Annotated in this window: 11 protein-coding genes; 10 read left to right on the top strand and 1 reads right to left on the bottom strand. The window is 63.0% G+C overall.

Translation table 11 applies throughout. From position 1 onward, the window contains the following. Positions 1–1,502: 1,502 nt before the first annotated feature. The 10 genes from K7711_RS43540 (at position 1,503) to K7711_RS49465 (ending at position 11,740) form a co-directional block, all read left to right on the top strand. Positions 1,503–2,963 (top strand): aldehyde dehydrogenase family protein, encoded by a 1,461-nt coding sequence (locus K7711_RS43540; RefSeq protein ID WP_308015209.1) that lies wholly within the window; start codon positions 1,503–1,505, stop codon positions 2,961–2,963. A gap of 37 nt (positions 2,964–3,000) precedes the next feature. Next, positions 3,001–4,101: an NAD(P)-dependent alcohol dehydrogenase gene (locus K7711_RS43535; protein ID WP_222978371.1), complete on the top strand. Its 1,101-nt coding sequence runs from the start codon at positions 3,001–3,003 to the stop codon at positions 4,099–4,101. A 266-nt stretch (positions 4,102–4,367) separates the two neighbouring features. After that, complete coding sequence (locus tag K7711_RS43530) at positions 4,368–5,036, top strand: TetR/AcrR family transcriptional regulator (protein WP_222978370.1); 669 nt, start codon at positions 4,368–4,370, stop codon at positions 5,034–5,036. A gap of 201 nt (positions 5,037–5,237) precedes the next feature. Continuing rightward, entirely contained in the window at positions 5,238–6,023 is a 786-nt protein-coding gene (locus tag K7711_RS43525; protein WP_222978369.1) for a crotonase/enoyl-CoA hydratase family protein, read from the top strand. Position 6,024: 1 nt separating this feature from the next. Further along, complete coding sequence (locus K7711_RS43520) at positions 6,025–6,918, top strand: SDR family NAD(P)-dependent oxidoreductase (protein ID WP_222978368.1); 894 nt, start codon at positions 6,025–6,027, stop codon at positions 6,916–6,918. Positions 6,919–6,947: 29 nt separating this feature from the next. Beyond that, complete coding sequence (locus K7711_RS43515; protein WP_308015208.1) at positions 6,948–8,501, top strand: class I adenylate-forming enzyme family protein; 1,554 nt, start codon at positions 6,948–6,950, stop codon at positions 8,499–8,501. A gap of 2 nt (positions 8,502–8,503) precedes the next feature. Continuing rightward, a complete protein-coding gene (locus tag K7711_RS43510; protein ID WP_222978367.1) occupies positions 8,504–9,298 on the top strand; it encodes an SDR family NAD(P)-dependent oxidoreductase in 795 nt (264 codons plus the stop codon). A gap of 26 nt (positions 9,299–9,324) precedes the next feature. Beyond that, positions 9,325–9,735, top strand: coding sequence for a Zn-ribbon domain-containing OB-fold protein (locus K7711_RS43505; protein ID WP_222978366.1), 411 nt, complete (start codon positions 9,325–9,327; stop codon positions 9,733–9,735). Then, positions 9,732–10,901 (top strand): thiolase family protein, encoded by a 1,170-nt coding sequence (locus tag K7711_RS43500; protein WP_222978365.1) that lies wholly within the window; start codon positions 9,732–9,734, stop codon positions 10,899–10,901. Before K7711_RS43505 ends, K7711_RS43500 begins: the two co-directional genes overlap by 4 nt. Before the next feature lie 107 nt (positions 10,902–11,008). Beyond that, the gene (locus tag K7711_RS49465) at positions 11,009–11,740 is read left to right on the top strand and encodes an acyl-CoA dehydrogenase family protein (protein WP_372460257.1); all 732 of its coding nucleotides are present in this window, start codon (positions 11,009–11,011) and stop codon (positions 11,738–11,740) included. Positions 11,741–11,753: 13 nt separating this feature from the next. Here the strand turns inward: K7711_RS49465 and K7711_RS43490 are convergent, their stop codons facing one another. Next, entirely contained in the window at positions 11,754–15,026 is a 3,273-nt protein-coding gene (locus tag K7711_RS43490) for a protein kinase domain-containing protein (RefSeq protein ID WP_222978361.1), read from the bottom strand. Between the last annotated feature and the right edge of the window lie 29 nt (positions 15,027–15,055).

Genomic DNA, 15,055 nt, shown 5'->3' with positions numbered 1-15,055 from the left:
TCACGGGTACGGACCGATGTTCGGTGGCCGTCGTCCACGCCATCACGTGATGGCCCTGGTCAGCGACGACTTTCGCCATCGTTGCTGCCGGCGAATCGGAGGACGCCATCATCGATCCTGCCGTATCGGAAGGCCCGCACGTCGCGCAGATAGCCCGGTTGCAGTCGCCATGGTTTGCGGTCCCCCTGGCTCGGAAACCGGTGGCCACCCCGCACAAAGTAGCCGGGGGCGAAGTCGGGAACATATGGCGTGCGGCCGATCGCTTGGTGACGGACCGGGGTGACGCAGGTCCAATGTTGTGCGTCCATGTAACGAAGGAGCCGAATCACATACTCGCACACCAGGTCCGACTTCAGTGTCCACGATGCGTTTACGTAGCCGACTACGAAGGCGAAGTTCGGTCGGCCTTTCGGTGACCAGGGTCGGATCGGGCGCCGAACTGGCGGTTTTTTCGGGGCGTCTGAGGCGTAGCACGACCATCCGGGGTCGCCCGTCGCGTCGAAAAATGCCCACGCACTGGCCAATTCGGCGCGGACGCGGAGCAGTTGCGGAGGGGCTGCGCGATCCGGCCGAGGGTGTGGAAACCATAATGAGATCGGCACCGCGGCAAGCGCCGAGTTCCGGGCCGAATCGTTCCGCGGCGAACAGGTAGGTGTGGACACGTCCGCCTGCGGTGGCTTGTGTAGCGGCGAGCTTGCTTACGGGTAGTCGGTAGACGGCGTCGGCAGGGAACAGCCTGCGGAGATCGGCCAGGTTCGCATTTGGTGCCCGGTGCCGATAGGCGGCCAGTAGCGGCTCGGGGAATGTCACACCAGCGCAACGGATTTCGCCCAGCAACGCCTCTTCGTCGGCGGTGCGTACACGGACCGCTGGATGGTTTGGAACAATTGCACTCCATCCCGGTTGGTTCCGACGAGCAGGCCGATATACGAGCAGGCTCCTCTGACGACTGCATCGCTCGGCCTCTTCAACCCGACAGTTCGGCGACCCCACCCTCAGCGAGTGCATCTGCGGACCTGCAAGGACGTCGGTCAGCTCACACAGGAGTGCAAAACCGTCTGCGCGGCAAGGTGATCTGAACGCAGGATCTCGGATCAGACCGCACCGGCAATCGAGGCAATCGGACGCGCATTCACTGGCAACGCCGAGCTCGTCGAGCCGGCCTCGACCAGCTCGGCGAACACCGCTGCACCGGATCCTTCCACTGTGACACAGCCGATCCGTATACCGGTTTCCGGTATACGGTCTCGGGTTCGCTCGTATGCAATGAACGGCCGCCGAAGCGGCATCGCTCGTCTATGCCGCCGATGGTTCGAAGGCGTCATAGGTGTTGCCCCTTCAGTTCGCTCCACCATGCGACGGCATGGCGGTCAAGATCGCGATGATGGGTCCGCCATTTGCCGGCCATGGTCACCGGAGCGCCACTTCCATTTACTTGTTGACTAATCGACAAATATATTGCAACGTGATGAGGGTAACAGCTCGACCAGAGGAGACACACCGTGCCCATCGATCTCAAAGCCACCGTCTACGTCGACGGCTCCTTTGAGCCGGCTCAGACTGACTTGCGCATCACGGTGAACAATCCCGCTAACGGCGGGGTCATCGCCACTGTCCCCGCTGCTGGCCCTGCCGACGTGGATCGGGCGGTCGCGGCGGCCAGGCGGGCCTTCGACCACGGTCCATGGTCGAGGCTTACCGGCTCCGAGCGGGCCGAGGTCCTCGAACGATTCGCCGATGCCCTCGACGCCCGCAGTGCGGTTCTCGTCGAAACCATCACGCGAGAAGCCGGATTCCCGGCGCTGCTCACCGAACCGGTGCACGTCACCGGCGCAATCGCATTCGTCCGCTACTACAGCGAGCGGGCGCGGACCGAAACGTTCGAACAGACCCGGATCAGCGCCCTCGCTCAGGCCGAAGTCCGGGTACGACGCTGTCCGGTCGGAGTGGTGGCCGCTGTCGTGCCGTGGAACATCCCGCTCCTCGGCGCCCTTTCGAAGCTGGCTCCAGCCCTTGCTGCTGGATGCACGGTAGTGTTCAAGCCATCGCCCGAGACACCGCTGCACGCCTATCTGGTGGCCGAGGCCGCGCATGAAGCCGGGTTTCCGCCTGGTGTTCTGAACATGGTGACCGCCGACCTTGCCGGCAGTGAGCGGCTGGTTTCGCACCCGGATGTGAACATGGTCGGTTTCACCGGTAGTACCGCGGTCGGAAAACGCATCGCGGAAGCATGTGCCGCCGATTTTCGTAGGACTGCACTGGAATTGGGGGGTAACGCGGCGGCTATCGTGCTCGACGACGCGCCGGCCGAACTCATCGCCGCAGGGCTCGCAGCTACCGGAATCGCCATCAACAACGGGGAGGCGTGCATCGCGCAGCGCCGCATTCTGGCTTCGCGCTCGCGTTACGACGAAATTGTTGCGATTCTGGCCGCGACAGCGCGCAGTCTGCCGGTCGGCGATCCGGATGATCCGAAAACAGTTGTCGGCCCGATGATCACCGAGCAGCACCGTGATCGGGTGCTAGGTCACATTGCGGCGGCGAAGGCTGCTGGCGCGACGGTAGCGGCCGGTGGGGGCATTCCTGACCGCGCCGGGTACTTCGTTGAACCAACGGTCTTGGCAAACGTCACCAATGACATGGCCGCCGCCCGCGAGGAGATTTTCGGCCCGGTGGTGTGTGTCATCCCCTACGACACGGTGGAAGAGGCGGTCGCCATCGCACAGGACACCGAGTACGGGTTGTCGAGTTCAGTATGGACCAGCGATTTGAAGGCCGCGGAAGAGATTGGCAAGCAGCTGCGGGTCGGGTCGGTATACATCAACGGCGCGTTGGCCCTCGACCCCGGCATTCCCTTCGGCGGCTTCGGTCATTCGGGTGTGGGCCGCGAGCTTGGCCCCGAAGGCCTGGATGCCTACTGCGAAATCCAGTCCGTGTTTGTCCCGTCAACCGGGCAGCTCTGACCTGTACTCATCGATCAGGAAGTAAAAAGGCAAACGCATGAAGATCCGTGCCGCGGTCACGGCCGCCAAAAGCGCACCGTTCGAGATCGAGGATCTGGACCTCGACGAACCCCGAGCCGGGGAGATAGTGATCCAGCTGGCGGCCACTGGAATCTGTCACTCCGACATCGGCGCACGCGAACAGTATCTACCGTTGCCGCTGCCTATGGTGTTCGGTCATGAGGGAGCGGGCGTGGTCACCGCCCTCGGAGCCAATGTGACCAAGGTGCGCGTCGGCGACCATGTTGTGCTCAGCCGCCTGACTTGTGGACAGTGTCCGGCCTGCGTCCGCGGCAACACCAATATGTGTGACTTGCAAGGCAACCTGAACCTGAGCGGTGGCCGTCCGGACGGCAGCACCGGGCTGTCACGCGGTGGTGAACCGATCTACGGGCGATTCTTCGGCCAGTCCAGCTTCGCGACGTATTGCCTTGCGCACGAAAGGAATGTGACCCGGATCGATCCTGACTTCGATCTCACGTTGGCCCCCGCGTTCGCTTGTGGGGTGCTGACCGGTGCGGGCACCGTCCTGCACGGGCCACAGCCTTCGCTGGGCTCAAGCATCGCGGTCTTTGGGGCAGGGACCGTCGGACTTGCCGCGATCATGGCGGCGCGCGCTGCCGGATACCGCACGATCATCGCCGTTGATCGCGCCGCATCACGCCTGGAGTTGGCGTCGGAGCTCGGTGCGACGCACACGATCACGGCTGACGATCGGCCACTGGCAGCAATGGTGCGTGCGATCGTGCCGCGCGGGGTGGCCTTCACCATCGAGGCTACGGGTGTTCCTTCAGTCGTCCGCGCCGCGGTTGAAAGTCTCGAAAGTGGTGGCGAATGCGCTCTTCTCGGAGTCGGGCCGATGGAGCAGGAGGTCAGCTTCAATCACATGCAGTTGGCGTTCAGCGGAGTCGCGGTACGTGGCTATCCTACGGGACTCAGTGAACCGGACGAGCTGATCCCGCAGCTGATGGAGCTGTACTGTGCGGGCTCCTTCCCCGTCGACCGACTGGTGACCCGCTATCCATTCGAGCGGATCGAAGAGGCGGCGCAAGACAGTGCGCAAGGTGCCGCGATCAAGCCAGTTCTCATCTTCGCCTGACGACGCGTTGTGTGCGGGCGTACGCGCGACTCGTCTCTGCGACGAGGAGGCCCTTTCGAAACCGAACGGGCCTCCTCGCATTCGCCTGGATACTGCAGCCGCACTCAACGCACTCTTGCCCAGTAGTTTATCGGCGTACATGGTAAGCCGAGCCTTCCTGTGTGCGAAAGGATGAGTGTGGGGACAACCTGCGACAGATTTCATTTGCTTGCCGGCCAAGAGCACCGCAGCCAGGTACAGCAGACTGCGCACATATAATCGCCGCCATGTCTGCACATCGGACACCCGTCTCCCACACTGTGGCCCAGGCCGCACCACGCCGACGCAAGCAAGCCGACCGCACTGCCGAGTCCCGGGAACGATTGATCTCTGCCGCGATCGAACTGCTCGGAGAGAAGGGCTACAGTCGCACTACCTTAGTGGAGATCGGCCAGCGAGCTGGCCTGAGCCGCGGTTTGGTCACCTTCCACTTCGGCTCGAAAGAGCAATGCATGCTCGCGGTGGTGGATGCCATCCGTTCGAACGTCCAAGCCGCTCTCGAGAGTGCCAGTAGCAGCGTCCGTGGGCTGGAAGCCCTTGACCTGTTCATCGACAAGTACCTGATGACCGAGGAACCGACGTCCTCTACGAGCATTCGAGCAATGTATGTGATCATCATCGAATCCGTGACCTCATCCCCGGGACTTCGGGAGGCGGTAGCGGAGAACAACGCAGTGTTCCGGCAGATGCTGGCCAACCGGATCGCCCAAGCCCGCGAGGACGGCGAGATCGTACTGAACGACAGTGCCGACGATCTGGCCACATTTATCGAAGGCCTCCTTCGCGGAGTGCTCATCCAGTGCCTCGCCGACCCCGACGCAATCGATCTGCGGAGGATCGCTGACCTCACGAAGTCGATCCTGCGCAGTTATCTGCGAACAACCATGCAGTCGTAGCCGCACCCCCATGAGGCTGTGAGCGACAACGCTCGCAGCCCATCCGCATCCCCTCGAGTCATCAGAGCAACCCCGGGAAAAGTAGCACGGAAACTCTTGCTGGTTGATCAACAAGAATGTAGCTTGAACACGTACCACCTGTAACGCCGTCGATGCGCCAACCGCGGGTTCACCATGGGGCGCCATCCAGGGAGAGATCCAATGCCGCAATCCTCCGCTGACCTCATTTTGACCGACCGCCGAGGCGATGGTCAGCACATTTTCGTCATTACAATCAACCGGCCCGAGCGCCGCAACTCGTTCGACAGCACCACCGCCCGAGCCATGGAGGCGGCCATCGACGAATTCGAGTCCGACGATTCGCTGCGCGTTGCGATCCTCACCGGTGCAGGCCCCACGTTCTGCGCAGGTCAGGATCTCAAGGCTGCGGCTGTCGGAGACTTCGGAGTGTCCGAGAGGCGCGGCGGTTTCGGCGTCATGCAACGGCCCCCCCGCAAGCCACTGATCGCCGCTGTCGAAGGTGATGCGCTGGCGGGCGGCCTGGAGCTGTGTCTGGCCTGCGATCTGATCGTGGCCACCGAATCCACCCGGATGGGTTTGCCTGAATCAGCCCGCGCGCTCATCGCCGCCGGTGGCGGCTTGTTCCGGCTTCCCCAGCGGATCCCGTTCAACATCGCCATGGAGCTGGCACTGACCGGTAAGCCACTGCCGGCCAGCGAATTTCACCGTCTCGGCCTGGTCAATCGCCTCGCCGAGCCTGGCGCTGCTCTCACCGAGGCGCTGGCCCTGGCCGCGGACATCGTTGCCGCAGGGCCGTTGTCGGTCACAGCGAGCAAACAGATCGTCAAACATAGCTACGAGTGGACCGACGAGCAGGCATGGGTGGAACAGATGACCTATGCCAAGCCAGTCATGGAGTCGGAGGACACGCAGGAAGGCCTACGGGCCTTCGCCGAAAAGCGTGCCCCGCAGTGGAAAGGGCGTTGACGTGCTGATCAACCCCACCATCACCAGCGACCTCCTCAAGGGACAGACAGCGATTGTCACCGGCGGTGCCAACGGAATCGGCCGCGCCACATGTGAAACGCTGGCCGCCAATGGCGCCTCGGTCGTCGTGGTCGACCTGGACGCTGACCTAGCTGGTGAAGTCGCTGCCGATCTCGGCGGAGACGCCACGGCCTACGCCGCAGATCTCACCGATCCCACCGCCGGGGACAAGATGGTCAAGTATGTCGTGGACGCCTACGGCGGAATCGACATCATCATCAATGGTGCCGGTTACTTCTGGGATGCGCCGGTTCACAAGATGACCGACGAACAGTTCCAGGCGATGCTCGATATCCATCTTCTGGCCCCTTTCCGTATCTGTCGGGCCGCCGCCCCGTACTTTCGCGACGCTGGTAAATCCGAGGTTTCGCAGGGCATCATCCGACACCGCAAGGTCGTCATGGTCACCTCGCTGGCCGCCAGCTTCGGCAATCCTGGCGCCGCCAACTATGCCGCGGCCAAAGCTGGGTTGATCGGTTTCACCAAGACATTGGCACTCGAATGGGGCAGCGCGAATGTGAATGTCAATGCGGTGGCGTTCGGGATCATCCAAACACGTTTCGGCGCACCGCAATCCGCCCAGCATTCCATCACGGTCGGGGGCCGTGAGGTGGCTCTGGGTGTTCCGGACAAGACGCTGCAGAGCATGGGCATCGACCCTGACGAGAGTCGAGATCTCTACAAGCCCCGCAAGGTAGTCGGCTCGGCACTGGGTCGTACTGGATCGATCCAAGAAGCGGCCGACGCGATCTTCTGGCTTGCTTCTCCTTTGTCGAATTATGTCACCGGACAGGTGATCCCCGTCAGCGGCGGCGCTCGCGGCGGACTCGCCTGACTGACGAATTCCATGGAGAGGAGAATCCCGTGACCAACACACACATCCGTATTGCCGCGCCCTTCGCGCCGGCAGATCTGGACTCGATCTGCGCGACAGAAGGCGCGACGACCCTTACTTGGCGGCAGTGGAACGATCAAGCCAACCGTTTGGCCTCGTCTTTACGGCGGCTGGGAGTCGGCCGGTCCGACATGGTTGCTGTACGCATGCACACCCGCATCGAATGGCTCACGATCTCGTTGGCCATTGCCAAGCTCGAGGCCGTCATAGTGGCGGTGAACTACAGGCTCGCCCCGCCGGAATCCCTATACATTCTGCGTGACTGCAACGTGCGTGCCGCAATCGTCGATGACGCCGATCCGACACTTCTGGTGGAGACGTGGAGGCAACTCGACCTAGCTGCAATCGTCTCTCTCGACACCGCCGCTGACGGCACCGAGGATTACCAGACTCTCATCGAACAGGGCAGCGATGAGCATATTCCGGCCGCGGACTTTGCACCGTTGGTGATCTATTCCTCAGGCACGACCGGGGCGCCCAAGGGCGCGCCGCTGAATAACTGGGCCAAGCCGGCGGATGAGAACGTGCGACGCGACTACCAAGCGTCTGTCGCCTTCGACTTCGCCTGCGGCGGACCCGGTAACAGGATGCTGATCAGCCTGCCGATGCATCATGGCGCCGGTCCTTCCTACACGCGAATCGCATTGTCCACCGGCGGTTCCGTCTACTTCCAACGGAGATTCGACGCCGAAAATGCTCTTCGGCTCATCGAAACCCACCAGATCACACATTGGATCGCGGTGCCGACGATGCTCCAGCGGATCCTCAAGCTCGATCTCGCGACTCGACAGAAGTACGACGTGTCATCGCTGCGGTTCCTTCAGAGCGGCGCCGCCCCGTTCCATGCCGAACTCAAACAACAGGTCATCGATTTCTTCGGTGAGGTGTTGTACGAGGTCTACGGTTGCACCGAAGGTGGAATGCTGACGGGCTCAAACCCCGAGGATCTGCGCCGCTACCCCGGGACGTCGGGCCTCCCGTTCCGCCACGTCGATTTGCGTATCGTCAACGAAATGGGCGAACCGGTTCCAGCGGGTGTTACCGGCGAAATTACTGTTCGCACACCGGTTGTCATCTCCGGCTATATCGGCCGCGGACCGCTCGGCCCGGACCAGCTAGACGCCGAGGGCTTCTACCACACCGGGGATGTAGGCCATGTGAACGAAGATGGCTATCTGTTCATCTATGACCGCATCACCGACATGATCATCGCGGGCGGAGTGAACATCTACCCCGCCGAGATCGAGGCGGTTATCGGCTCACATCCCGAAGTCGTCAATGTAGCAGTAATCGGAATTCCCGACCTTGACCATGGTGAGCAACCATACGCATTCGTACAGACGATTACAGGGTCGTCATTGACCTCTGCCGCAGTCATTGAGTATTGCCAGGGCCAACTTGCCAAGTACAAGTGGCCCCGCGCTGTTGAACTCGTTCAGGAAATCCCCACTAATCCTATGGGCAAGAACCTGAAACGTGTTCTTCGCGAAAAATTCTGGGGCGAAACGAAAGGGACATCTTAACGATGACTACGAACAACAATCAGGACTTGACTGGGCGCACAGTACTGATCACTGGCGCTGGGCAAGGTGTCGGCCGCGTCATCGCCCTACAGGCCGCCAAGCGTGGCGCGGCGGTCGCAGTGAACGACTTCTTCGCGGAACGTGCAGAGCAGGTCGTCAAGGAGCTCCGCGCCACCGGTGCCACCGCGACCACTGCGGTCGGCGACGTCGGCGACTTCGACGCACTCGGAGCGGTGATCGGTAAGGTCAATGATGAGTTCGGGCCCATCGACATCCTGGTCAACAATGCCGGAAATGGCGGCGCTGAAGCACCCTCGGCCCCGCCCCGCCCATTCTGGGAACAGGATCCCACCGACTGGCAGCGCGTCCTGAGCGTGAACCTTCACGGGGTGATGAACGCAACCCGCCACGTCCTGCCGGGGATGATGTCCAAGCAATACGGACGTGTGGTCACCGTGGTATCCGACGCAGGACGGGTCGGCGAAATCAACGGCATGGAAACCTATTCGGGCGCCAAAGCTGGTGCCGCTGGGTTCACCCGCGCCATGGCCCGTCTGGGTGGACGATACGGAATCACCGCGAACTGTGTCGCATTGGGTGCCACCCGCACGCCGGCAACAGCTGATGCGATGGACGACAAGGAATTCGCCAAGAGGGTGCTTGCCAACTACGTCATCCGGCGATTCGGAGAGCCGGAAGACGCCGCAAACATGATCCTGTTCCTCGCCTCGGATGCGGCCAGCTGGGTCACCGGCCAGACGATCCCGGTCAACGGCGGATACTCCTTCACCCTGTAACCCGCACGAAAAGAGGTCGCTCTCCCATGGATATGACATCAGCAGAGCCCGCGCTCTATTCGGTCGATGATGCCGGGAAGCCGACACTGCTCGGCGCCCGGGACACGGCAGGAAATGTCACCTTCCCCTATCAAACCTTCGGATCGGAACATACCGGCGACCACGGTCCGGACCTGACGCAAGTCGGGTTCGCCGGAACGGGCACCGTCCTGGCCACCACAAAGGTATTCGGCCACCCCGCCCAGGACCGTGATTCGGCCTTCACCGTGGCGTCGATCGTTCTCGACGAGGGCCCGATGATTCGAGGCGTACTGAGCGCCGGTACCGCTGCGCACATCGGCGACAAGGTCCGCGCGATTACCTGCCCGGTCACGCGTGACGGGACAGAAGTCGCCGAATTGCGCTTCGCCCTTGCTGCTTCTCAGGAGAAACCGTGAAGGTCTGTCTGGCCGATCAACGTCCCGTCTATGTTGCCGGCATCGGGTGGCACCCCTATCAGAAACCGAGCAAAACCCCCTATGTTCGCCTCGGGCTCACAGCAGTGCGCCAAGCGCTGGCCGATGCCGGTCTTGCATGGCGCAACGTCGACAGCGCGTACACCGCGACCGCGATGCTCGGTATGGCTGCCTCGCGCCCGATGCTCAAACATCTTGGAGTCACGGGAATCCCGATGACCCAGGTCGAGAACGCCTCAGCGTCTGGATCGTCGGCATTCCGGCTGGCCTGCATAGAGGTCGCCGCCGGCATCAGTGACGTATCCCTCGTGCTCGGTGTCGACAAACCCGCTCCCGTCCTACCCGCGAGCACCAAGAGCGGCGTACCCGAACTGTCGGGCTCCTACATCACACCGGCCGCTCACTTCGCGCTCCTGGCGGATGAGTACATGAACAAATACGGCGCCACGCCCGATCAGCTCGCCGGTGTCGCAGTGAAGAACTACTCCAACGCCGCGCTGAACCCTAATGCGCAGCGTCCCAAGGCATACGGACTCGACGAGGTACTGGCGGGACCGCCGATCGCGGGTGCCCTGACCCGTCTGCAGTGCTGCCCGATCGGGGAAGGCGCCGCAGCTGTACTGGTCGTCTCCGATGATGCAATCGAGGAACTGGGCATCGACCGATCCCGGTGTGTGCGTGTCCTGGCCTCCGTTCAACGCAGCGAGGAGCTCTACGGCGAAAAGAGCTTCGACGCCGAATTGACTCGCGTGACAACCGAAATCGCCTACGAGCAGGCCGGCATCTCGCCACAGGACTTGGATCTGGTCGAACTACACGACGCATTCACCATCGAAGAACTGCAATACGTCGAATCCATGGGATTGGCGCAGGAAGGGCAGGCTGCGACGGCCCTTGCGAGCGGAATGTTCTCACGCGGAGGCACAGTGGCGGTAAATACCTCCGGCGGCCTGCTCGGGTTCGGGCATCCCATCGGTCCGACCGGTGCGGGACAGATTGGCGAGATAACAACACAGATCCGAGGGGAGGCCGGTGACCGGCAGCATGCCGGAGCACGGACCGGCCTCGCGCATATGGTTGGCCTGGGAGCCGTCTGCGTCGTCCATGTCTTGCAAGGGGATCCTGCGACGACCGGGTCAACGTTGTGAAGCACACGATCTATGAGCGGGTGCATGACGATTTTCGCCAGAGTGTCCCGTCCTTCATCGAGAAAGTCATCGCACCGAACTCCGAGGAATGAGATCACAAGGGCCTCATCGACCGTGCTGCGTGGGTTGCCGCCGGCGACGCTGTGTGCCTCGGTATAGCAGTCCCCGAAATCTACGATGGTGGCAGCACCGCCGACTTCCGGTTTCGGATGGTCCGAATGAAGGAGCTGTGCCGTGTCGGTGCGAACTCGTTCAATGCCGGTACCAGCGTCCAGGACAACCTTGTCATCCCCTATCCAGTGGATCTGGGCAGCGATGAACAGAAGCAAACCTGGCTGCCGCGTCTGTGTGCTGGAACTGCGATCGGATCGCTGGTGCTGACCGAGCCTGGTGCCGGCAGCGACCCTCGACAAGCGCGAGCGCATGTCGATCGCGGCTACTTCCCTGGCGGCCGCACTTGCAGCGATCGAGTCGGCCACCGAGGTGAGAGTGGATGTCTGTCGGTGCGGGCCTGCGGGTCGGGTATGCGCCGGAGCGGATCGACCCAGGCGACGGGCTCGATAACCTGGCAGGGGGTACCGAAGATTGCGTATGGTGTCGGTGTCAAGTCGCTGGCGGCAGTGGGACGGCGTGTTGTCGTCGCTGTAGCCGCGTGGGCGGGTGAGGTTCAATCGCGACCACCACTCACAATGTGCGGCCTCCACGTCGCGCGGCTGCCCTCAGGGGCCGCCGGACTGCCGCGACAGCCCAGCGAGGAAGGTCTCTCGCCTCCGTTCGAACCATCAGCGCCTCAAGCCGCGCGGTTGTTCCTTCCAGATTCGGACCACCGTCAGCGATGAACCGTGACAAGCTCTATTTCTGTCGTTCGGCGTCTTCCGCGATCCACACAGCGATCTGCGCGCGGGAGGTGAATCCGAGTTTGGTGAGGATGTGCTCGACGTGCCCCTCGGCGGTGCGTTGGGAGATCACCAGCTTGGCGGCGATCTGCTTGTTGGTCAGGCCCTCAGCGATGAGGTCGGCGACCTGACGCTCCCGCTTGGTCAACGCGACACCCGGACCCGAAGTGGGCATGGTGCGTGCAGGTTGTTCGCCAAGCGCGTAGGCGACGGCCGCGTCCATCCCCATCGCTCGACCCTTGCGGACCGCCGCATCGAATCCCCGTGCGCCCAAGACCAATCGCGTCGTCCGGACACACTCGTCCTTGTAGTCCGACATCGGAAAGATGCTCGGTGGGTTGCCCATCGACCGCTGTAGCTCTTCGGCGGCTCCCATCAGCACGGCTGCGCGCTCGGCGTCGCCATCGACGCCAGCAATCCACGACAGCACCTCGAGACCCAATGCGGCGGTGAGTGGGCTGCGTATTCTCCTGTTGACTCGCAGTGATTTTTCGAGCAGTTCGGTCGCCCGGGACGGCTCGCCTTGCCGCCAGGCCGCAATGCTTAGGCCCCACAACGCGGACGACCGGAAGAGCGATTCGCCGCACGCTTCGGTGATGGAAAGCAGCTTCCGGTGACACTCGATCGCCCGCTCTGCATGACCGGCCAGTTCGTATATCACACCGAGCCCGGACAAAGCAGCAGCGTAGAGGAATCCTTGCCGATTCGAGCCGAGCGTCCCAGCGGCGCGCTCCAAGAAGGAGGCCGCCACAGCAAGCTCACCGCGATACAGCGCTACGCCTCCGTCTGAGAAGGCGACCAGCGCCTGGTTCATCGGGGTGGGATCCTGTTCAGCAAGCACGCGCTCCTCCTCGGCCAGGGCGGCGGCCACCGGCACATCCCCCTGAAATACCGACATGACGCAGCCTGCATTTAGCGCTTTGACGCGGTCGGGTATCGAGTGGGCGCGCGGGTGGGCGAGGACACGGGCGAGCCAGCGGCGCCCTTCGCCGTACAGACCCTGGAAAGTCCAGAAAATGAACAGGGCCGCGGCGGTCCGTAGGCCCGCTTCGGCCGCTTCGTCGGTGTCCTCGGACAGGCAGTATTCGAGCGCGTCGCGCAGATTCGGTAATTCACGGTCGAGCCTGGCGATCCAGTAGGGCTGTCGGTCGCTGATCCACTCCTGCTCCGTGGCCAGCGCCAGCCGCTGGAACCAGTCACGGTGCCGCCGACACAGATCGGCATACTCGCCAATCTCTTGCAACTTCTGCCGGCCGTAGTCGCGCACCGTTTCCAGCATCCGGAACCGCACCACCCCTTCGGACTCGACCCGGATCAGGATCGACTTGTCCACCAGCGATGACAACACATCCAGCGGATCCTGGGCCAGACCGGCGCCACAAATCTCTTCCGCCGCGTCGAGCTCGAAACCAGCGGCGAATACCGACAACCGCGCCCACAACCGCTGCTCGCCCGGGCTGCACAACCCGTAGCTCCAATCGACACACCACCGCAACGTCTGCTGCCGCGTCGGCGCGGTACGGCTACCGCGAGTCAACAGCGCATACCGATCATCCAGGCGGGCCAGGATCTGCCCGGGCGACATCGTGCGCACCCGCGCCGCCGCCAACTCGATCGCCAGCGGCAACCCGTCCAACCGGGCGCAGATCCGGGCCACGGCCGCCTTGCTCTCGTCGGACAGTTCCAGACCCGGCACCACTGCGCTCGCGCGGTCGGCAAACAAGGTCACCGCGTCATATTTGGGTAGACCCCGCAGAGACAGCTCCCGATCCAGATCCGGCACGGGCAGCGGCGGAACCCGCAGCACCGCCTCCCCGGCAATATCCAACGGTTCCCGGCTGGTGACCAGGATCCGCAGGTGCGGACATGCCCGCAACCATGTCTCCACCAAACCCGCCACCGCCGCGGCCAACTGCTCACAATTATCCAACACCAACAGCGACTCCCGGTCGGCCAGGAACTCCGACACGACCTGCGGCAACGGCCTCGTCGGATCATCACGCAACCCCAGACCCGCCGCCACCACATCGACCAGCATCGACGGATCCGAAACATCGGCCAGCTCCACCAGCCACAGACCGTCTGCGAACTCCCTGCGTGCGGTTGCCGCCGCGCGTAACGCCAACCTCGTCTTACCCACACCCCCGATCCCCGTCAATGTCACCAACCGCACGGACGACAGCAGATTCCTCAGCTCCGCAGCCTCGGTACGACGATCGACGAAACTGGTCAAATCCGGCGGCAGACTGCTCGCGTTCCGCGAAAGCTCCGGCGCCGACGCACGCCACCCCGGCGTGACGGGCTTGCGGTCGCGCCGCTCGTGGGCCGGTGCGGCCTGCAACGCCATCTCGTCGACGGTGACCCCGTGGCGACGCTGCGCCTGCTGGATCGCCTCCCCCAGCACAACTGCCGGAGGCCGCTGCCGCGGATCACGGCTCATCGCCGACACCACTAGCTCCGACACATCCTCGCCAAAACCATGCTCGCGCAGATCCGGCACCGGTTGAGTGGTGATCCGCAGAAACTGGGTCACCACGTTCTCCCCACTGCGCCGCTCAAACGCCGCATGCCCGGTCAACGCGCAAAATAAGGTCGCACCCAACCCATACACATCCGCCGCGGGGGTGGGCGCCTCACCCTCGAGCACCTCTGGAGCTGTGAACGCCGGCGACCCGGTCACCGTCCCCTTCTCCGTCCGGAACCCCCCAGCGATCCGCGCGATACCGAAATCCGTCAACGCCGGCTCACCATAATCGGTCAACAAAATATTGCCCGGCTTCACGTCCCGATGCAGAATCCCCAACCGATGCGCACTCTCCAACGCCCCAGCGATCTTCACCCCGATCCACAACACCGTCTCCGGTGGCAACACACCCTGCTCACGGATCCTCGCATCCAGCGAACCCAACGGATGAAACGGCATCACCAGGAACGGACGCCCACCCACAGTCGTCCCCGCCTGCAACATCGTGACGATATTCGGATGCCCCGTCAACCGGCCCATCGCCCGCTGCTCCCGGAAAAACCGCGCCTCATTATCCGCGTCCAACTCGGCGGTCAGGATCTTCACAGCCACCGTCCGATCCAGCTCGGCCTGTGTGCAGCGATACACCACACCGAAACCGCCCCGCCCGATCTCCTCCGCATCCTCGAACCCAGCCGCCGCCAATTCGTCCGTGACCGGCTCGAACACATCACGGACCGTCCTGAACGAATCATCCTCGCTCATCAGTCCACCACCCGTTAGCGTTCCGACAA

This window comes from Nocardia coffeae, from assembly GCF_019890715.1.
Taxonomy (GTDB): domain Bacteria; phylum Actinomycetota; class Actinomycetes; order Mycobacteriales; family Mycobacteriaceae; genus Nocardia; species Nocardia jiangxiensis.
This window is presented reverse-complemented; position numbering and strand designations above follow the sequence as displayed.